Here is a 19,658-nt window from a genome sequence, read left to right on the forward strand (position 1 = left end):
ACCACAGGTCGGGTCTTCAGCGGCGACGGGGAATGAGGCCGTCGCGCAGAATGACCAGATAATCCCGGGCCCGCAGGCGAGGTCGGGAAAACAGGTCGTCCTGCTGGCGTTGCAGGTGCCACAGGACCCGGGCGCCGGCCACAATGATGAGGCGGATCTCCAGGCCGATGCGTCCCTTCAGCAGGCCGCCCAGAGGGGCGCCGTTGCGTAGCAGCTGGTCGGCGCGCTGGTACTGGTAGCGCATCAGGCTGCGAAAGGGCGGGTCGGTGATGCGGTCGCGGAAATGGGCCTCGGTGACGCCAAAGCGCGCCATGTCATCCCGGGGGATGTAGATCCGCCCCATCTCGTGATAGTCCTGGGCCAGGTCCTGATAGAAGTTGATCAGCTGCAGGCTGGTGCAGACGGCATCGGACAGGGCAAGGCGCCGCTCGTCGGCCTCGCCGCTCAGGTGAAGCAGCAGGCGGCCCACCGGGTTGGCGGAGCAGCGGCAGTACTGGACCAGCTCGCCGAAGTCCTCGTAGCGGGTCTTGACGACATCCTGGCGAAATGCATTCAGCAGATCGTGGAACAGCGATGGGGGCAGGTCGTGGGCGGGGATGGCATGGGCCAGGGCGATGAAGGTCGGGTCAGGATCCGGCGTCCCCGCCACCGCGGCATCCAGGCGGGCCGCCAAGTCATCCAGTGCGGCCAGGCGTTCCGGGGCGGGGCGCTCCCCCTCGTCGGCGAGATCGTCGCCGCGGCGGGCAAAGCTGTAGATGGCGGCGATGGGTCCGCGCAGACGGGCCGGCACCAGCTTGGAGGCCACCGGGAAGTTTTCATAGTGACTGTGGGCCTGCCGCAGGCATTCGCGATAGGCTTCCCGGGTGCTGAGTGAAACGGCGTGCATCGCGTCGGGTCGCAGGCAATGTGGGAATGGGTCAGTCTACCATGCCACCGGAGCGACCGTTATCGTCTGAGGGACGTGCCCCCGGGCCGGGATCCTGGAGGGCTCTGCCGGACCAAACCAACGAGGTTTCATCGAACGTGAAGTACGATCCATCGCGTCTTCTCATCCGCCCTGTGTCGTCGAGCGATCTGGGCGTCATCACTCAATTGCCGGAGGATGCCCGTGAGGCGGACTGGGTATTTCCCGGCGCGGCCCATCCGGTGTCGCCGGAATGGCTGCAGAGGGTGGTTGCCGACAGTGCCCGCGCGCAGGTGGTGGAATATCGGGGCGAGGTGGTGGCCTTCGGTACCCTGGAATCCCTGGAGCCGGGGGCGGCGGGTTTTGTGGGGCACCTGGTGGTACGCGCCGATCTGAGGGGGCGTGGTATCGGCTCCCGTCTGCTGGACCATCTCATGGGTTGCGCCTTTCGGGAGGTGCGTTGCCGGGAGATGCATGTGCGGGTCTCCACCGAGGATGTCCCGGCGTTGCTCATGTGCTACGAGAAGGGCTTCATGCCCTACGGCATGGATCGCCATGAGGATGCTCAGGGGCGTGCCGGTGTGCTCATGCATCTGAGGCTGGGGCGACGTGAATTCGATGAGGGGGATTGAAGCGGAAGGGGGCCTTGGGGAGGGGAATGGTTTATACTTGCCGCCCGAGGACGCCCAAGCCGTGGAAACACCATTGAAACAACGCCTTGTCGGGGCTGCCGTGCTGGTGGCCCTGGCCGTCATCTTCCTTCCCATGCTGCTGGATGGTGCTGGACGGGAGGCACGCCTGAGCCTGTCTGAACCGGTGCCGCCGGAACCGCTCTTTGAGCGCCCCGTGCCGGCACCGATCCAGGAGCGGCGCCCGGCCACCATGGCCCCGCCGTCGCCGGTTGACTCGCCGGTGCCTTCTACGCCTCCCCCTCAGGTCCGGCCCCAGGCCCGGTCCGTGCCGGAGGCGTCGCCGCCGCCACCCCCGCCCGCGGAATCCCGCAGTCCGACTCCGGTGCGTTCTCCCGACCCCAATACACCGGTTGCCGGCGGCTGGGTGGTCCAGGTGGGCAGTTTCGGTCAGGAAACCAATGCGCGAGGCGAGGCGGACCGGCTGCGCCAGGCAGGGTTTCCGGCCTTCGTGGAGCGCACGAGTGCCGATGGCCGCGTCTTCTACCGGGTCAAGGTGGGCCCGGAACTGGAGCGTCATGCCGCCCAGTCCCTGCAGGTCAGGCTTCAGGATGAACACTCACTCAGAGGGATTGTCGTCAGCCATCCCTGACGGCTCGCCATCCGGTTGCCGATGAACGCCCCAATCTCTGTTAAACTCCGCGTCATGATAATTTCATCTCTGTGAATATGATCTGGATCGATTTCGTTATCCTGGGTATCGTGGCGGTTTCTACGGTGATCAGCCTGTTTCGTGGCTTCGTCAAGGAGGCCATCTCCCTGGCCACCTGGATTCTGGCCTTCTGGGTCTCCCTGGCTTATTCCGGTGTCCTGGCCGGGCATTTGCCGTTCGGTCTGGAAGATCCCACCCTCCGGCTGGGCATTGCCTTTGCCATCCTGTTCATCGTTACCTTGCTGGTGGGCGGGATCGTCAATGTCCTGGCCGGTCAGATGGTCAAGAAGACGGGCCTGTCGGGGACGGACCGGAGCATCGGTGCGGTGTTCGGTCTGGCCCGCGGCGGTCTGATCGTGGCCGTGGTGATCCTGCTCATGGGCCTGACGGTGATTCCGCAGGAACCCTGGTGGCAGGAGAGCCTTCTGGTTCCCCACTTTGAGCGCATCGCCCTTTGGCTGCGCGATTATCTGCCACCGGATCTGGCGTCTCACTTTTCTTTCGGGGGCTGATCAGCTCCCTGTCTTCCCAGAATCACCAAAGAGGCACACCCCATGTGCGGGATAGTCGGAATAGTCGGTCGCAGCCCCGTCAATCAGGCGCTGTACGACGCCCTCCTGGTATTGCAGCATCGCGGTCAGGACGCTGCCGGTATCGTGACCTGCGACGAGGATGGTCATCTTCATCTGCGCAAGGACAACGGCCTGGTGCGGGACGTATTCACTCAGCAGCACATGCGCAGTCTGACCGGCAACATGGGGATCGGCCATGTGCGCTATCCCACCGCCGGCAGTGCTTCCTCGGCGGAGGCCCAGCCCTTCTATGTAAACTCCCCCTACGGCATCACCCTGGGGCATAACGGCAATCTCACCAATGCCGCCGAGCTCAAGCGCGAACTGTTCCTGCAGGACCGGCGCCACATCAACACGGAATCCGATTCCGAGATCCTGCTCAACATCCTGGCCCAGGAACTGATCCGTCAGGAGAATCTGTCCCTGAATCCCGAGGCCCTGTTCCGGGCGGTGAACGGTGTGCACCGGCGCTGCCAGGGTGCCTATGGGGTGGTGGCCATGTTCTGCGGGCGCGGCATCCTGGGCTTTCGTGATCCCCACGGCATCCGGCCGGTGGTCTACGGCCGGCGGGAGACGGAGGAGGGTACGGAATACATGGTGGCCTCCGAGAGCGTGGCCCTGGACACCCTGGGCTTTGAGCTGGTGCGTGACCTGGCACCGGGTGAGGCCATCTACATCGAGATGGATGGCACGGTGCATCTGCAGCAGTGTGTGGAGAATCCCGTCCTGTCTCCCTGCATTTTCGAGTATGTCTACTTCGCCCGCCCCGACTCGGTGATGGACGATGTGGTGGTGCATCGGGCCCGCATGCGCATGGGGACACGCCTGGGCAAGAAGATCCTGCGGGAATGGCCGGATCACGATATCGACGTGATCATCCCCATCCCGGATACCGGTCGCACCGTGGCCATCGAAATGGCCCATGAGCTGAATGTGAAATACCGGGAAGGCTTCATCAAGAATCGTTACATCGGCCGGACCTTCATCATGCCGGGCCAGACTCAGCGCAGAAAATCGGTGCGCCAAAAACTCAACGCCATCGGCCTGGAGTTCAAGGGCAAGAACGTGCTGCTGGTGGATGACTCCATTGTCCGCGGCACCACCTCGCGGGAGATCGTCATGATGGCCCGCGAGGCCGGGGCCAGGAAGGTCTATTTCGCCTCCGCCGCACCGCCGGTGCGCTACCCCAACGTCTACGGCATCGACATGCCCGCCGCCCAGGAACTGATCGCCCACGGGCGGACCGAAAACGAGGTTTGTGAGGCTATTGCGGCCGATCGCCTGATCTATCAGGATCTGGATGACCTGATGGGCGCCGTGCGCAAGGGCAACCCACGGCTGGAACGGTTTGACTGTTCCGTATTCACCGGTGAATACGTCACTCAGATCAGCCCCGACTACCTGACACACCTGGAACAACGCCGCAATGATCTGGCAAAACGGAAGAAGGACCGCGAATACGCCAACCTGGATCTGCACAACAACGCCTGACATGAGACGCCTGTGCCTGGCCTTGGCATGCTGGGTATGTGTGTGTCTGTTTCCCTTGAATTCGGTGGGGGCCTGGGCGCTGGAGGAGACCGATCCCGTGCATGACGATGACAAGATCGTGCTGCCCTGGTATCAGCCCGTCATGGAACGGCTGGAGTCGGATTTTCCCGAATACTTCATGGCGGACCCGGTGGCTATCGTGAACGTGGCCAGTCAGCGTCTCTATGTGGTCAGGGAGGGGCGAATCCAGCGGGAATATCCCATTTCCACCTCCCGTCATGGCATCGGCAACCAGGCGGGCAGCTACCGGACCCCTCTGGGCGTGCACCGGATCAGCCAGAAGATCGGCGATGAGGCGCCCCTGGGCACCGTGTTCCGCGGGCGGGTGGATACCGGCCGCATCGCCGAGATCGTCACCGACCCCCGGCGCACCCCCGAGGACAACATCACCACCCGCATCCTGTGGCTGGAAGGGCTGGAATACGGCATCAATCGGGGGGAGGGGATCGATTCCTTCTCCCGGTTCATCTATATCCACGGTACCGATGAGGAAGGCCTGATCGGACGCCCGGCTTCCGAGGGCTGTGTGCGCATGACCAACCGGGATGTGATAGAACTGTACGATTTGATGCCCGACGGCTCGCTGGTGGTGATCCAGTAGTCGAGTTGCGTGGGGTGTTGACGACCCACCCTCCTGAATTTCGAGCAGAGGACAGCTTTCATGAATGATTACGTCTCAGCGGGTCGCCTGCGGGTTGCCCGGGAGCTGCACGACTTCATCAATAACGAGGCGCTGCCCGGCACGGGTGTGGCCGCCGATGCCTTCTGGAACGGTCTGGATGCCGTCATCCACGAGCTGGCGCCGAAAAACCGCGAACTGCTGGCCAAACGGGATGATCTCCAGGCCCGTATCGATGCCTGGCATCGCCAGCATCCCGGCGCGGTGGACATGGCGGTCTACAAGACCTTCCTGACCGAGATCGGCTACCTGCAGCCGGAAGGGGAGGATTTCCAGGTCACCACCGAACAGGTGGACCCGGAGATCGCCCGCCAGGCCGGACCCCAGCTGGTGGTGCCGGTAATGAATGCTCGCTACGCCCTGAACGCCGCCAATGCCCGCTGGGGCAGTCTCTATGATGCCCTCTACGGCACCGACGCCCTGAGCGAAGATGATGGCTGCGAGCGCGGCACTGGCTACAATCCCAAGCGCGGCGACAGGGTCATCGCCTTTGCCCGTGACTTCCTGGATCAGGCTGCGCCCCTGGCCCGCGGCAGTCATGTGGGTTCCCGGGGCTATGCCGTGGTGGAGGGCGTTCTGCAAGTCACCCTGGCCGACGGCAGCCTGAGTGAACTCAAGGACCCGGCACAGCTTCGCGGCTACCAGGGCGATGCCGGGGCACCCAAGGCCATCCTGCTGGGGCACAATGATCTGCATTTCGAGATCCAGTTCGATGCCGCCAGCACGGTCGGCAAGACCGACAGTGCCGGCATCAAGGACCTGCTTATGGAAGCGGCCCTCACCACCATCATGGACTGCGAGGACTCCGTGGCCGCGGTGGATGCCGAGGACAAGGTAGTGGTCTATCGCAACTGGCTGGGCCTGATGAAAGGGGATCTCACCGCCAGCTTCCACAAGGCCGGCCGGGAAGTGATCCGGCGCATGGAACCGGACCGGGAATACACCCGCCCCCAGGGCGGCACCCTGACCCTGCCGGGGCGTTCCCTGATGTTCGTGCGCAACGTAGGTCATCTGATGACCATCGACGCCGTGCTGGACCAGGACGGTAACCCGGTGCCCGAGGGCATCCTGGACGCCATGTTCACCAGTCTGATCGCCCTGCACGATCTCAAGCGCGGCGACGGTCTGCACAACTCCCGCTGCGGTTCGGTCTACATCGTCAAGCCCAAGATGCACGGCCCGGAGGAAGTGGCGTTTGCCGACGAACTTTTCGCCCGGGTGGAAGATGTCCTGGGCATGAAGCGCAACACCCTGAAGATGGGCGTGATGGACGAGGAGCGCCGCACCACGGTGAACCTCAAGGCCTGCATCCGTGCCGTGAAGGAACGCATCGTCTTCATCAATACCGGTTTCCTGGATCGCACCGGCGACGAGATGCACACCTCCATGGAGGCCGGCCCCATGATGCGCAAGGGCGCCATGAAGGCGGCCCGCTGGCTATCCGCCTATGAAGACTGGAACGTGGACGTGGGTCTGGCCTGTGGTCTCAAGGGCCGCGCCCAGATCGGCAAGGGCATGTGGGCCATGCCGGACCTGATGGCGCAGATGCTGCAGCAGAAGGTGGCCCATCCCAAGGCCGGTGCCAACACCGCCTGGGTGCCATCCCCCACGGCGGCCATCCTGCATGCTCTGCATTATCACCAGGTGAACGTGGCCCAGGTGCAGGAGTCGCTGGCGGGCCAACGCCGCGCCGGTCTGGACGACATCCTTACCATTCCGGTGGAAGCCGGTCCCGCCTGGACGGCCGAGGAGATCCAGCAGGAGCTGGACAACAATGCCCAGGGCATCCTGGGGTATGTGGTGCGCTGGATCAACCAGGGCATCGGCTGTTCCAAGGTGCCGGACATCAACAACGTGGGCCTGATGGAAGATCGGGCCACCCTGCGCATTTCCAGTCAGCACATTGCCAACTGGCTGCATCACGGCATCTGCTCCGAAGCGCAGGTGATGGAGACCTTGAAGCGCATGGCCGGTGTGGTGGATGAGCAGAATGCCGGCGATCCGGCCTACCGTCCCATGGCCCCGGACTTCGAAGCTTCCGTGGCCTTCCAGGCCGCTTGCGATCTGGTGTTCCGTGGTCGGGAGCAGCCCAACGGCTATACCGAGCCGGTCCTGCACCGTCGTCGCATTGAGGCCAAGGCGAAGGGTCTGCGGTAGTCGTAGCCCTGATTCCCCTCACCCCAACCCCTCTCCCTTCTCCCCCTGGGGAGAAGGGCCGGGGATGAGGGGGGCCGACCTTCGGCAATAAGCCGGACCCAGGGCACCCGGGAGGTCGATCTACCCCGCCGGCTGCTTGTCCAGCCACACCTCCAGCCCCTGCACGTTCAGTTCCACGTCCATCGCCAGCAGTTCCCGAATCCTGGATTCCGGCAGCCGGCAGCCATGGGCGGCCAGTCGTTTCACGAACAGGGCCATCATGCCATCGCACAGGGCCTGGTGCCTTCCTTCGCCATCCTTCCTGTGGGCGCGACCCAGCACAAGAAATTCCTCGATCATCTCATGCTGCTCGGTCTGCAGCCGGCTCAATTCCTCGCCGCCCACCCGTCCGAAATGGGTCAGATACATGTAATCCAGCCCCTGGCCGACCAGTCGATCCACCGAGGCATGCAGGGCCTCCGGTTCGAATTGCACCGGCGTGGTGGTGGGGTACACAAAGGCCCCGCGCTCGGTATCCAGTTCCCGATAGGCAATACCGAAGGTATCACCGGTGTAGATGCCCCGGCCCTTTGCGTCCACCACACAGAAGTGATGCCGGGCATGTCCCGGGGTGTCCAGGAATACCAGTTCACGGCCATTCAGCGACACACTCCCACCATCATCCGCCTGAATGACTCGGGATTCCGGAATCGGCAGGATGGTGCCGAAATCCCGCGCCATGACCGCTTCACCGTACACCGCCGTGGCACCGGCAATGAGCTTGGACGGATCGATCATGTGCCGGGCACCTCGGGGATGGATCACCAGTTCGGCATTGGGAAGCTGCTCCATCAGGGTCCCGGCACCACCGGCATGGTCCAGATGCACATGGGTGGGGATGACGTAGTCCACCTGTTCCCGTGACAGACCCTTTTGTTCCAGCGCCTTGAGCAGCATCGGCACGGAGTGGGATGTGCCCGTCTCCACGAAGGCGGCGCGGCCGTTTTCCACGATCAGATAGCTGGCGGCCAGACCGGGGCGCACCACCTGGGCATCGATGAGGGTGATGCCATGGTCCAGGTCCTGGAAGTGAGGTTGATTCATCAAAGGGCTCCTCGGGTGATTGAGATGATGTTCCCAGGCTACAAAAAATAGGGCTCACGACAAAAAAGCCCCTCTTTCCACCTGGGAAAGAGGGGCTTTCCGAACTGCCGGACCGTCAGACTCAGGCCCGCTTGTCCAGGGGCAGCCAGGACTGGTTTTCCGGGCCGACATAGTTGGCGCTGGGACGGATGATCTTGCCGTCCTGACGCTGCTCGATCACGTGAGCCGCCCAGCCGGTGGTACGGGCAATGACGAAGATCGGCGTGAACAGGGCGGTGGGGATGCCCATCATGTGGTAGGACACGGCGGAGAACCAGTCCAGATTGGGAAACATCTTCTTCAGGTCCCACATCACCGTTTCCAGGCGATCGGCCACGTCATACATGCGCATGGAGCCCTCCTGCTCGGACAGGCGGCGGGCCACGTCCTTGATGACCTTGTTGCGCGGGTCGCTGATGGTGTAGACCGGGTGGCCGAAGCCGATCACGATCTCCTTGCGGGCCACGCGCTCGCGGATGTCCGCTTCGGCCTCGTCGGCGTTGTGATAGCGCTGCTGGATGTCGCAGGCCGCCTCGTTGGCACCGCCGTGCTTGGGACCCCGCAGTGCGCCGACGGCGCCGGTGATGGCGGAGTAGATATCCGAGTTGGTACCGGCCACCACGCGGGCAGTGAAGGTGGAGGCGTTGAACTCGTGCTCCGCATACAGGTTCAGTGAGGTGTGCATGGCCCGCACCCATGCCTCGGGTGGGGTGCTGCCGTGCATCAGGTGCAGGAAGTGACCGCCCACGCTGTCGTCATCGGTCTCCACGTCGATGCAGCGGCCGTTATGGGCAAAGTGGTACCAGTAGAGCAGGGCGGAACCCAGGCAGGCCAACAGGCGGTCGGCGATCAGGCGGGCACCGGCCACGTTCATGTCTTCCTTTTCCGGCTCCAGGGTGCCCAGCATGGACACGGCGGTGCGCATCACGTCCATGGGGTGGGCGGAGGGCGGAATCTGCTCCAGGGCGCTCTGCAGGGCGGCCGGCAGACCGCGCATGGATTTCAGACGGGCCTTGTAGCGGGCCAACTCGGCGGCATTGGGCAGGGTGCCGTGGATCAGCAGGTGGGCAATTTCCTCGAACTCCGCCTCATCGGCAAAGTCCAGGATGTCATAGCCCCGGTAATGCAGGTCGTTGCCGGTACGGCCCACGGTGCAGACGGCGGTATTGCCGGCGGTCGTGCCCGACAGGGCTACCGACTTTTTCGGTTTGGGCTTGGCGATTTCGGTCTCACTCATTTTCATCATTCTCCGTCTTAGCCGCCTTTGCGGTATAGCTGGTCCAGTTTTTCTTCGTAGGCGTGGTAGCCCAGGTGCTCGTAGAGTTCCATGCGGGTCTGCATGGTATCGATGACGCCCTGCTGGGTGCCGTCGCGGCGGATGGCCTCGAACACGTTCAGGGCCGCCTTGTTCATGGCGCGGAACGCGGACAGGGGGTAGAGCACCAGGCTCACGCCCACGCCCTTGAGCGCTTCAGTGGTGAAAAGGGGGGTACTGCCGAACTCGGTGATATTGGCCAGTACCGGGACGCCGACGGCGTCTACGAACTGCTGGTACTGCTCCAGAGTGTTGATGGCCTCGGGGAAGATCATGTCGGCGCCGGCCTCGACGCAGGCCACGGCCCGTTCGATGGCGGAGTCCATGCCTTCCACGGCCAGGGCATCGGTGCGGGCCATGATGACGAAATCCCGGTCACGGGCGTCGGTAGCGGCCTTGATGCGGTCCACCATCTCTTCCTTGGTGACGATGGCCTTGCCGGGGCGATGGCCGCAACGCTTGGCCTGCACCTGGTCCTCGATATGGCAGCCAGCAGCACCGGCGCGGATCAGTTCCTTGACCGTGCGCCCGATGTTGAAGGCGCTGGGGCCAAAACCGGTATCCGCATCCACCAGCAGGGGGACATCGGTCACATAGGTGATGCGGCGCACGTCTTCCAGCACGTCGTGCAGGGTGCTGATACCCAGGTCCGGCAGGGCCAGGGAGCCGGCGGCAACACCACCACCGGACAGGTACAGTGCCCGGTAGCCCACGTGTTCGGCCATCATCGCGTGATAGGCATTGATGGTGCCCACCACTTGCAGCGGGTGCTCTTCTTCAACGGCGCGACGCAGACGCGCGCCTGGCGTGGATGGCTCGGTCATTGGATCTCCTTGTGTTGAGGGGATGATGCGGGGTGGTCAGAGCGGCGGAGGTGCGCCGGCGCTGTTCCCGGCGCCGGCGGAGCGGATGGCCGGGGTGGCCTTGGCTCCCTTGGGCGCCTTCTCGTCAAACAGCAGTTCCACGTTGATCCGTGAACTGCGGATATGGCGGCGCATGATGAGTTCTGCCATCTCCGGGTCCCGGTCGGCAATGGCCTCGACGATGTGGCCATGTTCCCGAAAGGCGATCAGGGCCCGGGAGCTGGCCATGCCGAACTGAAAACGGTACATGCGCATCAGGTGGTAGAGGTCGTCGCACAGCAGCTTGATCAGGCGGGCATTGCCGCTGGCCTTGATGATGCGGTAATGAAAGTCCAGATCGCCCTCGGTCTGGAAATAGGCGATGCCTTCCTGCAGTTCCGCCCGTTCCTGGTGCTGCTTGAGCAGCTTGCGCAGCTCATCGATGTCCCGGCCGGACATGCGCTCCGCGGCCAGACGGGCGGCCATGCCCTCCAGGGCTTCTCGCAGCAGGTAGAGTTCCAGCAGGTCTTCCTGGGTGAGGGAGACCACCCGGGCACCCACATTGGGGCGACGTTCCACCAGGTGGCAGGCTTCCAGACGACCGATGGCATCCCTGAGCGGGCCACGGCTGATGCCGTATTCGCCGGCCAGTTCCGGTTCGCTGATCTTGGTGCCCGAAGGGATCTCACCCTCGACGATGGCCTGGCGCAGGCGCGCGAAGACCCGATCCGCCAAGGTGACGCCCTGTTGCCCGAGTTGGTCGTTGAAATCTGGCATATGTCGTCCGATTGTTGACAATATTAGGGTATCAGGCCTTTTCCTGGAGATAAAGTGGTATTTCTGGTGACAATCTGCGCCTGTCCCTGTTTGCCGGAGCCAGAGGCCCTTCTCCCCCTGGGGGGAGAAGGGCTTTGCCTCAGGCCGTTTCCCGACCCTCTGCATATCCCATCCGGCTCAGGCTTTCCCGGATCTCGTCCAGGATCGCCGGGTCATCGATGGTGGCCGGGGTCTGATAGGCCTCGTTGTCGGCGATCTTGCGCATGATGGCCCGCAGGATCTTGCCCGAACGGGTCTTGGGCAGGCGGCTGACCACGGCCACCAGCTTGAAGGCGGCCACGGGTCCGATGCGCTCGCGTACCAGATTCACCAGTTCCTTGCTCAGGGCCTCCGGGGCCTGGTCCACACCCGATTTCATCACCACCAGACCCATGGGCAGCGAGCCCTTGAGTTCATCCGCCACGGCGATGACCGCACATTCGGCCACGGCCGGATGAGAGGCCAGCACCTCTTCCATGGCACCGGTGGACAGGCGATGCCCGGCCACATTGATGGTGTCGTCGATCCGCCCCATCACGTACAGGAAACCGTCCTCGTCCATGTAGCCCGAGTCTCCGGTGAGGTAGTAACCGGGTTCGGCGCTGAGATAGGACTCCTTGAAGCGTGCGTCGTTGTTCCACAGGGTGGGCAGACAGGCAGGTGGCAGGGGCAGCTTGATCATGATCCGCCCCATCTCTCCGGCGGATACCGGCTTGCCGCTGTCATCCAGGATCTGCACGTCATAACCCGGGGTGGGCTTGCCGGCGGTACCGGGCTTGATGGGCAGCTGTTCGATCCCCAGGAAGTTCCCGGCGATGGCCCAGCCGGTCTCGGTCTGCCACCAGTGGTCGATGGCCGGACGCTGCAGGATCTTCTGTGCCCATTCCAGGGTGTCCGGATCGCAACGCTCACCGGCCAGGAACAGGGCGCGGAACTGATCCAGGTTGTAGCGCTTGAGGTGTTCGGCGCCGGGGTCTTCCTTCTTGATGGCACGGAAGGCGGTGGGGGCGGTGAACATCACCGAGACCTTGTATTCCTCGATCACCCGCCAGAAGGCGCCGGGGTCCGGGGTGCCCACCGGCTTGCCCTCGTAGACCACCGTGGTGCAGCCGTAGAGCAGGGGACCATAGACGATGTAGGAGTGTCCCACCACCCAACCCACGTCGGAGGCGGCCCAGAACACCTCGCCGGGTTCCATGCCGTAGATATGCTTCATGCTCCAGTTAAGGGCCACCGCATGACCGCCGTTGTGACGCACCACCCCCTTGGGCTTGCCGGTGGTGCCGGAGGTGTACAGGATGTAGATAGGGTCGGTGGCGGAGACGGGGACGCAGTCATGAGGGGCCGCGGCGGCCATGGCCGCGGTCCAGTCCATGTCCCGTCCCGGGATCAGGTCGCAGGGGGACTGGGGACGCTGCAGGATCAGGGTCCGCTCAGGCTTGTGGGTGGACATCTCGATGGCTTGGTCCAGCAGCGGCTTGTATTTCACTACCCGGGAGGGTTCGATGCCGCAGGAGGCGGCCACCACCACCTTGGGGGTGGCGTCGTCAATGCGGGTGGCCAGCTCTCGGGCAGAGAAACCGCCGAACACCACGGAGTGGATCGCCCCCAGGCGGGCACAGCCCAGCATGGCCACCAGGGCCTCGGGCACCATCGGCATGTAGATGATGACCCGGTCACCCTTGGTCACACCCATGTCGGCCAGGGCGCCGGCGAAGCGTGCGACCTGGTCCTGTAATTCGCGGAAGCTGATGCAGCGCTTGGTGTCCGTGACCGGGCTGTCGTAGATGATGGCCGTCTGCTCACCACGGCCGTTTTCCACGTGCCGGTCCACGGCGTTATAACAGGTATTGATCTCCCCGCCGGCGAACCAGCGGTAGAAGGGGGCGGCACTGTCATCCAGCACTTTCTCAAACGGCTTGGACCAGGTGAGTGCCTGCGCGGCCTCGGCCCAGAAGCCTTCGGGATCGTTTACTGCGCGTGCGTAAACCTCTGCATAACCCATGACTCGCTCCTGCTTGTTAGTGCCCCAGGCGGGGGTAGTGCTGCCTGCGTCTGCGCGGCATCGTGGTGTCCGCACCCTCGGCCGGGGTGCTTGTGGTTATCTTGTCAGGGCATGACCTTAGAGGATTTTTGAAAAGTGTCAACAATCCTGGTGCAGGTTTTGGACTAAGGTCATTCCTTTAGACTGTTCTGCGTCGGTCAGAATGTTCTGAGTCAGTCATTCCCGCGCCCGCGGGGATCCGGTAACAGGCTGAAAATCATTGATTCCCGCGAGCGCGGGAGGGAGGGCAGAGGCGCTTGTTCCGTATTTTCCCTGCAGGCTTCAAAAGCAAAAAATCCCGCTCTCCCCGGCAGTGTGCCGGGCGATTGATAACGTTTTGCCGGGGGGGGCCGGGCATTGCGCCGGCTGGCCGGCGTCCTAGAATCGAGGCAGATCGGGAAAGGGGAGCTGCCCGCGGTGCACGTGCATGGCGCCGAATTCGGCGCAGCGATGCAGGGTGGGCACTGCTTTGCCCGGATTGAGCAGGCCTTTCGGGTCAAAGGCCGCCTTGACTGCATGAAATTGGGTCAGCTCCGCCGGCTGGAACTGCACGCACATCTGGTTGATCTTTTCGATGCCCACCCCGTGCTCCCCGGTGATGGTGCCGCCCACCTCCACGCACAGCTCCAGGATCTGCCCGCCCAGTTCCTCGGCCTTTTCCAGCTCTCCGGACACATTGGCATCGAACAGGATCAGCGGGTGCAGGTTGCCGTCACCGGCATGAAAGACGTTGGCCACCCGCAGCCCGTAGGCGCGGGATAGCTCGGCGATGCCCCCGAGGACCTTACCCAGATGGCGCCGGGGAATGGTGCCGTCCATGCAGTAGTAATCCGGGGAGATCCTGCCTACCGCCGGGAAGGCGGCCTTGCGGCCGGCCCAGAAGCGCATGCGTTCCTGTTCGTCCCGGGCCGTGCGCACCTCGGTGGCGCCGCTTTCCAGCAGCAGGTTGCGTACCTGTATCACCTGTTCCGAGACCTCCGCTTCGGTGCCGTCCAGCTCACAGAGCAGGATGGCGGCGGCGTCCACCGGATAGCCCGCATGAACGAAATCCTCCGCCGCCCGGATGGCGTCGTTGTCCATCATTTCCAGGCCGCCGGGGATGATCCCGGCCCCGATCAGGCCGGCCACCGCCTCGCCAGCGCTCTGGGCATCATCAAAGGCCGCCATCAGCACCTGTGCCCGTTCCGGTTTGGGCAGCAGCCTGACCGTGACCTCGGTAATGATGCCGAGCATGCCTTCGGAGCCGTGGACCAGGGCCAGCAGGTCATAGCCCGGGCTGTCCAGGGCCTCGCCACCCAAGGTGAGCAGTTCACCATCGATGGTCAGCATCTGCACGGCCAGCACATTGTGGACCGTCAGGCCGTATTTCAGGCAGTGCACCCCGCCGGAGTTTTCCGCCACGTTGCCGCCGATGGAGCAGGCGATTTGGGAAGACGGATCGGGGGCATAGTAGAGACCATGGGGTGCGGCAGCCTCGGAAATGGCCAGATTGCGGACCCCGGGCTGGACTCGGGCGATACGGCGGTTCGGGTCCAGTTCCAGGATGCGGTTGAAGCGGGCCAGGCTCAGCAGCACGCCGTCGGGAAAGGGCAGGGCACCGCCGGACAGGCCGGTGCCGGCGCCCCGGGCCGTCACCGGGATGCCTCGCTCCCGGCAGATGCCGAGGGCGGCCCGGGCCTGGTCCAGATCATGGGGCAGGATCACCGCCAGGGGCAGACGTCGATAGGCGGACAGGCCGTCGCACTCGTACGGCCGCAGGTCTTCCCCGTGGTGGAGCAGGGCGTCCTTGGGGAGCACCTGGTCCAGGGCCGCAATCAGGGCGTCTCGCTCCTGGGGGGAGACCTGGCGCCGAGGGTCGGGATAGAGCGGGTCGCGAGCGGGATCATGGTCAGCCATGGCGGACTCCTTGCGCTTGCCGGGCATTCAGGTCTGAGTGTCTACCCGGCGCGCACCCGGGTCAATCACCGGCGGTGGCCCTGTGCTACCATCGCCGAGACCAAAACAAACCGTCCATTCAATCCCGGACCCAGACCTCATGCTCGATCCCAAGACCCTCCGTACCGACCTGGATACCGTTGCCGCCCGCCTGGCCACCCGGGGTTTTGCCCTGGATGTGGAGGCCTTCAACCACATGGAGTCCGAGCGCAAGGCCCTGCAGGTACGGACCCAGGAACTGCAGAACGAGCGCAATACCCGGTCCAAGTCCATCGGTCAGGCCAAGGCCCGGGGTGAGGATATCGAGCCTTTGAAAGCGGAGGTGGGGCGACTGGGGGACGAACTCAAGGCCTGCGAGGCCCGTCTGGCGGAGTTGCAGCAGTCCCTGTCCGACTTCATGATGGGAATTCCCAACCTGCCCCATGAATCCGTGCCGGTGGGACGGGATGAGGCCCAGAATCAGGAAGTGCGCCGCTGGGGTGAGCCCCGACGTCTGGACTTCACGCCCCTGGACCATGTGGATCTGGGCGCCCCTCAGGGCTGGATGGATTTCGAGGCCGCTGCCAAGCTCAGCGGCAGTCGCTTTGCGGTACTGCGCGGCCCCATGGCCCGCCTGCACCGGGCTTTGATCCAGTTCATGCTGGACGTGCATACCCGGGAGCATGGCTACCAGGAGGTCTATGTGCCCTACCTGGTGAACGCGGACAGCCTGCGGGGGACCGGACAATTGCCCAAGTTCGAGGCCGACCTGTTCCGCATGGGTGGTGATCCCGGTTACTACCTGATCCCCACGGCAGAGGTGCCGGTGACCAACCTGGCCCGGGACAGCATTTTGGACGCCGACGCCATGCCGGCCCGGTTTGTCTGTCACACCCCCTGTTTCCGTTCCGAGGCCGGATCCTACGGCAAGGACACCCGGGGTCTGATCCGCCAGCACCAGTTCGAGAAGGTGGAGCTGGTGCAGCTGGTGCGCCCCGGCGAGTCCTGGGATGCCCTGGAGGCGCTGACCGGTCATGCGGAATCGATCCTGCAGCGGCTGGAGTTGCCTTACCGGGTCATGGCCCTGTGCACCGGGGACATGGGCTTTGCGGCGGCCAAGACCTACGACATCGAGGTGTGGCTGCCGGCCCAGAACTGCTATCGGGAGATTTCCTCCTGTTCCAACTTCGAGGATTTCCAGGCCCGGCGCCTGATGGCGCGTTGCCGCAACCCCGAGACGGGCAAGCCGGAACTGCTGCATACCCTCAATGGTTCGGGTCTGGCCGTGGGCCGCACCCTGGTGGCCCTGGTGGAGAATGGTCAGGATGCCCAGGGCCGCATTCACATCCCGTCGGTCCTGCAGCCCTACATGGGGGGCATGACGGTGCTTGATCCCGGGGCCTGATCCCGCTGGAGGTTGAACCGTGCCGAGACTGTCATCCCGCCTTGCCCGACTGATTCTCGGATGGCTGGTCCTGATCCTGGCCGGTGTCGTCTGCGCTGACGACCAGCCGCCGATCGATGACCGTCCCAGGCTCATCGGCCTGCAGGCCCCGGACTGGTTCCATCTGTCGTTCCTGGACCTGGGCGAGGACCTGCAGACCGCCCGCGATGAGGGCAAGCGCGGGCTGGTGGTCTATCTGGGCATGGATGACTGTCCCTACTGCGAGGCCCTGTTCCAGGTCAATTTCCAGCAGCCGGACATCGTCGAATACACCCGTCGGCACTTTCTGGTGGTGGCCCTGGACGTGCTGGGCAGTCGTACCATGATCACCCTGGAAGGTCGGTCACTCACGGAACGGGAGTTCGCCATCCGGCAGCGCCTGAACTTTACCCCCTCCTTCCTCTTCCATGATCTGGAAGGGGAGCCGGTCTTCATCCTGCGGGGCTACCATTCCCCCTACCGTTTCCGTGCCGCGCTGGAATACGTGGCCGACGCCCACTACCAGCGCGAGAGCTTCCGAGATTATCTGGCCCGGGCCGATCCGCCGCCGCGCTTTGATGCCGATGATCTTAATCATCGGGACTTTTTCAGTGCGCCTCCCCATCAGCTGGACCGCTCGCAGGTGGCGGCCGAACGACCCCTGGTGGTGTTTTTCGAGCAGGGGGAATGTCATGCCTGCGACGTGCTGCACACCGAGCCGCTGGGTGATCCTGAGGTGCTGAAACTGTTGTCCCTGTTCGATGTGGTGCAGCTGGACATGTGGTCCGACACCCCGGTGGTGACACCCAATGGCCGTCACCTGACGGCCCGACAGTGGGCCGAGGAGATGGACCTGTTCTATGCCCCCACCTTGGTGTTCTTCGATGAATTGGGGGAGGAGGTCCTGCGGGTGGACTCGGTGATCCGCCTGCATCGCCTGCAGGCGGTGCTGGAATATGTGCTCACCCGGGGTTACGAGGCATACCCCTCATTCCAGCGCTGGCGCAACCGTTAACGCGAAAGAAGCCGGGTTCAGTCACAGACACGCCCTTCTCCCCTTGGGGGAGAAGGGCGTGGTACACCCCCCCTATGGCCGTCCTTCATCATCGAGGGTGTATCGCCACCAAGATTCATGAGAGTTAGGGATACGGCGGCGGCGGGTTCGGTCGCTCATTCCTCGTCCCGTTCCACCGGCGGATCGATCTTCGGTGGTCCGGCCTTTTTCTGGGCCACCAGATGGGCCACCAGGTGACCGATGCCCACCATGAAGGTCACCGGAAACAGCAGGCCCAGTACCGGCCAGCCCCCGATCACGAACACAAAGCCCAGCGGGGAAATCTGGATCATCCACAGGGCAAAGCCCAGCAGGATCCAGCGTCCCGCCAGGGTGGCGCAGTGATCCCGGCACCAGACGGCCCGAGCCATCCGGTCTTCCGGCGTGGCCCTCGGCATCCGGCGAAGATGCCAGGGCGCCCAGAAGTAGGCGATCACCGCGTGGTGGACAGGCAGGTCGGAGGTCGGGTTCGAAGGCATGGGGTTCCAGGCGGGCAGGGGAGAGGGGAATCCAGTCTACGACATCGCGCCGACGCAGGTATTCCCGCGCTGCATATTTCGTCACTCCGGCGCTACCCATGCCGTCACTCCCGTATTACCCATGCTGTCACTCCCGCGAAAGCGGGAGTCAAGGATTTTCAGCCTTCAACAGTTGACTGGATTCCCGCGTTCGCGGGAATGACGGGATAGGGAGCAGGGCAAGTACAGCTACCCCCCCTGGATTCCCGCGTTCGCGGGAATGACTGAGCCTCGCCTGGCTGGTCACTGCCGGCCTGGCCTGGATTCCCGCGTGCGCGGGAATGACGGCTTTCTGGTCGGCCGGGTGGTGCCGGGCAAAGCTGGATTCCCGCGCACGTGGGAATGCCCCGGTGCGAGGCTGTGCCCCTCTACGGGATATCATTTGCGCCCTGCCGGGCCACCACCTTGTCCATCTCGATCCCGTCACCCTTGTCCATGCGCCGGATCGCCGCATCCCCTTGGGCCGCCAGCGCCTCCAGACGGTCAATCTGGGCATCCAGCCTGGGCAGGGCCTCGCGGCGATAGCGGGAGACTTCGTCGATGGCGCCGATGACGTTGGTAAAGGCGGATTCGAGTTGCTCCATGTCCAGCACCGTGGAGGCGGCCCGGTTCTGGATCTCCACCCCCTGGGTTCGCAGGGCCTCGGCGGTACCGGCGATGAGGCTGGAGGTGGTGGTGTTGAGGGCCTCGACCCGATCCAGCACCAGCCGCTGATTGGCCAGGGCCAGGGCCACCGTCACCGCCACATTCAGCGCCGAGACGGTCACATTGATGGCCCGGTCAACACCCCGCATCAGTTCCCGGTTATTGCGGATCACCACCTCCAGGGCGAGGATGCCCTGCTGACTGACGGCCAGTTGTTGCTGCAGATCGACGAGCCGCTGGCGCAGGGGAAACAGCAGCTCCTCTTCCAGGAATCGGCGCTTGGCGGCGTCCTGGGGCAGGGTGGCGGCCTCGCCGGCCAGCTTGCGGTCGATGATCCGTCCCAGGGCGATCTGCCGCTGGAGCTGCACCAGGCTCTCCCGCAGGGACTGCTGGTCATCGCTCAGGGTGAGATTGTCCCGGTGCAGCATGTCCCTGCCCGCCTCCAGGTCCCTGATGATGGCGTCCAGGGCCTCCTGGGCGGTTTCGAACCTGTGGAAATAACGCTGCAGGGGGGTGCCGACCCCGGGGATCAAGGCCAGGATGCGGCCGATCCCTTCACGGCTCAGATTGTGATTGCGGGGGTCCAGTTCCAGCATGCGGGTACGCAGATCGATCAGGGAACGGGCCACCGGCCCACCCTCATCCCCCTGATGGGCCAGCTTGCGGATGGGGGTCTGCAACAACTTGCTGCGATGGGCCGCCTGACGCTGTATGTCCAGCCCCATCTCGTCCACAGCCCGGCGTTGCCGGGGGTCAATCTG

17 protein-coding genes are annotated in these 19,658 nt (G+C 64.1%); 8 read left to right on the top strand and 9 right to left on the bottom strand.

The window, feature by feature from the left end:
* Positions 1 to 16: 16 nt before the first annotated feature.
* Entirely contained in the window at positions 17 to 886 is an 870-nt protein-coding gene (gene hpnC, locus LQ952_RS06230; protein WP_238621792.1) for a squalene synthase HpnC, read from the bottom strand.
* A 137-nt stretch (positions 887 to 1,023) separates the two neighbouring features.
* Between hpnC and LQ952_RS06235 the strand changes: the two genes are divergently transcribed.
* The 6 genes from LQ952_RS06235 (at position 1,024) to LQ952_RS06260 (ending at position 7,204) form a co-directional block, all read left to right on the top strand.
* A complete protein-coding gene (locus LQ952_RS06235; RefSeq protein ID WP_238621793.1) occupies positions 1,024 to 1,536 on the top strand; it encodes a GNAT family N-acetyltransferase in 513 nt (170 codons plus the stop codon).
* Positions 1,537 to 1,597: 61 nt separating this feature from the next.
* On the top strand, positions 1,598 to 2,185 hold the full coding sequence (locus LQ952_RS06240; protein ID WP_238621794.1) for an SPOR domain-containing protein: 588 nt from the start codon (positions 1,598 to 1,600) through the stop codon (positions 2,183 to 2,185).
* 77 nt (positions 2,186 to 2,262) lie between these two features.
* On the top strand, positions 2,263 to 2,757 hold the full coding sequence (locus LQ952_RS06245; protein WP_238621808.1) for a CvpA family protein: 495 nt from the start codon (positions 2,263 to 2,265) through the stop codon (positions 2,755 to 2,757).
* A 42-nt stretch (positions 2,758 to 2,799) separates the two neighbouring features.
* On the top strand, positions 2,800 to 4,308 hold the full coding sequence (gene purF, locus LQ952_RS06250; protein WP_238621795.1) for an amidophosphoribosyltransferase: 1,509 nt from the start codon (positions 2,800 to 2,802) through the stop codon (positions 4,306 to 4,308).
* Positions 4,309 to 4,450: 142 nt separating this feature from the next.
* Complete coding sequence (locus LQ952_RS06255) at positions 4,451 to 4,969, top strand: L,D-transpeptidase (protein WP_238621809.1); 519 nt, start codon at positions 4,451 to 4,453, stop codon at positions 4,967 to 4,969.
* Positions 4,970 to 5,029: 60 nt separating this feature from the next.
* Positions 5,030 to 7,204 (top strand): malate synthase G, encoded by a 2,175-nt coding sequence (locus tag LQ952_RS06260; RefSeq protein WP_238621796.1) that lies wholly within the window; start codon positions 5,030 to 5,032, stop codon positions 7,202 to 7,204.
* A 120-nt stretch (positions 7,205 to 7,324) separates the two neighbouring features.
* On the opposite strand, the gene LQ952_RS06265 is transcribed toward LQ952_RS06260, so the two are convergent.
* The 6 genes from LQ952_RS06265 to LQ952_RS06290 form a co-directional block, all read right to left on the bottom strand.
* Positions 7,325 to 8,287: an MBL fold metallo-hydrolase gene (locus LQ952_RS06265; protein ID WP_238621797.1), complete on the bottom strand. Its 963-nt coding sequence runs from the start codon at positions 8,285 to 8,287 to the stop codon at positions 7,325 to 7,327.
* 121 nt (positions 8,288 to 8,408) lie between these two features.
* On the bottom strand, positions 8,409 to 9,563 hold the full coding sequence (prpC, locus tag LQ952_RS06270) for a bifunctional 2-methylcitrate synthase/citrate synthase (protein WP_238621798.1): 1,155 nt from the start codon (positions 9,561 to 9,563) through the stop codon (positions 8,409 to 8,411).
* Positions 9,564 to 9,580: 17 nt separating this feature from the next.
* On the bottom strand, positions 9,581 to 10,465 hold the full coding sequence (gene prpB / locus LQ952_RS06275) for a methylisocitrate lyase (protein WP_238621799.1): 885 nt from the start codon (positions 10,463 to 10,465) through the stop codon (positions 9,581 to 9,583).
* A 36-nt stretch (positions 10,466 to 10,501) separates the two neighbouring features.
* Positions 10,502 to 11,260, bottom strand: a complete 759-nt coding sequence (locus LQ952_RS06280) for a GntR family transcriptional regulator (RefSeq protein WP_238621800.1) — start codon at positions 11,258 to 11,260, stop codon at positions 10,502 to 10,504.
* Positions 11,261 to 11,399: 139 nt separating this feature from the next.
* Complete coding sequence (locus tag LQ952_RS06285) at positions 11,400 to 13,379, bottom strand: propionyl-CoA synthetase (RefSeq protein WP_347402053.1); 1,980 nt, start codon at positions 13,377 to 13,379, stop codon at positions 11,400 to 11,402.
* A 342-nt stretch (positions 13,380 to 13,721) separates the two neighbouring features.
* Positions 13,722 to 15,239, bottom strand: a complete 1,518-nt coding sequence (locus LQ952_RS06290) for an FAD-linked oxidase C-terminal domain-containing protein (RefSeq protein ID WP_238621802.1) — start codon at positions 15,237 to 15,239, stop codon at positions 13,722 to 13,724.
* Positions 15,240 to 15,378: 139 nt separating this feature from the next.
* Between LQ952_RS06290 and serS the strand changes: the two genes are divergently transcribed.
* A complete protein-coding gene (gene serS / locus LQ952_RS06295) occupies positions 15,379 to 16,662 on the top strand; it encodes a serine--tRNA ligase (RefSeq protein WP_238621803.1) in 1,284 nt (427 codons plus the stop codon).
* Between the two features lie 19 nt (positions 16,663 to 16,681).
* Positions 16,682 to 17,695, top strand: coding sequence for a thioredoxin family protein (locus LQ952_RS06300; protein WP_430733413.1), 1,014 nt, complete (start codon positions 16,682 to 16,684; stop codon positions 17,693 to 17,695).
* Positions 17,696 to 17,850: 155 nt separating this feature from the next.
* On the opposite strand, the gene LQ952_RS06305 is transcribed toward LQ952_RS06300, so the two are convergent.
* Both LQ952_RS06305 and LQ952_RS06310 read right to left on the bottom strand, forming a co-directional pair.
* Positions 17,851 to 18,213: a hypothetical protein gene (locus LQ952_RS06305; protein ID WP_238621804.1), complete on the bottom strand. Its 363-nt coding sequence runs from the start codon at positions 18,211 to 18,213 to the stop codon at positions 17,851 to 17,853.
* Between the two features lie 407 nt (positions 18,214 to 18,620).
* Positions 18,621 to 19,658: toxic anion resistance protein (locus LQ952_RS06310; protein WP_238621805.1), on the bottom strand; the 1,038-nt coding region annotated here is incomplete at its 5' end.

The organism is Ectothiorhodospira lacustris, assembly GCF_022227785.1.
Classification (GTDB): Bacteria; Pseudomonadota; Gammaproteobacteria; order Ectothiorhodospirales; family Ectothiorhodospiraceae; genus Ectothiorhodospira; species Ectothiorhodospira lacustris.

Coding starts and splice junctions, on each gene's coding strand:
- LQ952_RS06280 (WP_238621800.1), bottom strand. CDS start 11,260: ATGCCAGATTTCAACGACCAACTCGGGCAACAGGGCGTCACCTTGGCG.
- LQ952_RS06290 (WP_238621802.1), bottom strand. CDS start 15,239: ATGGCTGACCATGATCCCGCTCGCGACCCGCTCTATCCCGACCCTCGG.
- LQ952_RS06255 (WP_238621809.1), top strand. CDS start 4,451: ATGGAACGGCTGGAGTCGGATTTTCCCGAATACTTCATGGCGGACCCG.
- prpC (WP_238621798.1), bottom strand. CDS start 9,563: ATGAGTGAGACCGAAATCGCCAAGCCCAAACCGAAAAAGTCGGTAGCC.
- serS (WP_238621803.1), top strand. CDS start 15,379: ATGCTCGATCCCAAGACCCTCCGTACCGACCTGGATACCGTTGCCGCC.
- LQ952_RS06305 (WP_238621804.1), bottom strand. CDS start 18,213: ATGCCTTCGAACCCGACCTCCGACCTGCCTGTCCACCACGCGGTGATC.
- hpnC (WP_238621792.1), bottom strand. CDS start 886: ATGCACGCCGTTTCACTCAGCACCCGGGAAGCCTATCGCGAATGCCTG.
- purF (WP_238621795.1), top strand. CDS start 2,800: ATGTGCGGGATAGTCGGAATAGTCGGTCGCAGCCCCGTCAATCAGGCG.
- LQ952_RS06265 (WP_238621797.1), bottom strand. CDS start 8,287: ATGAATCAACCTCACTTCCAGGACCTGGACCATGGCATCACCCTCATC.
- LQ952_RS06245 (WP_238621808.1), top strand. CDS start 2,263: ATGATCTGGATCGATTTCGTTATCCTGGGTATCGTGGCGGTTTCTACG.
- LQ952_RS06260 (WP_238621796.1), top strand. CDS start 5,030: ATGAATGATTACGTCTCAGCGGGTCGCCTGCGGGTTGCCCGGGAGCTG.
- prpB (WP_238621799.1), bottom strand. CDS start 10,465: ATGACCGAGCCATCCACGCCAGGCGCGCGTCTGCGTCGCGCCGTTGAA.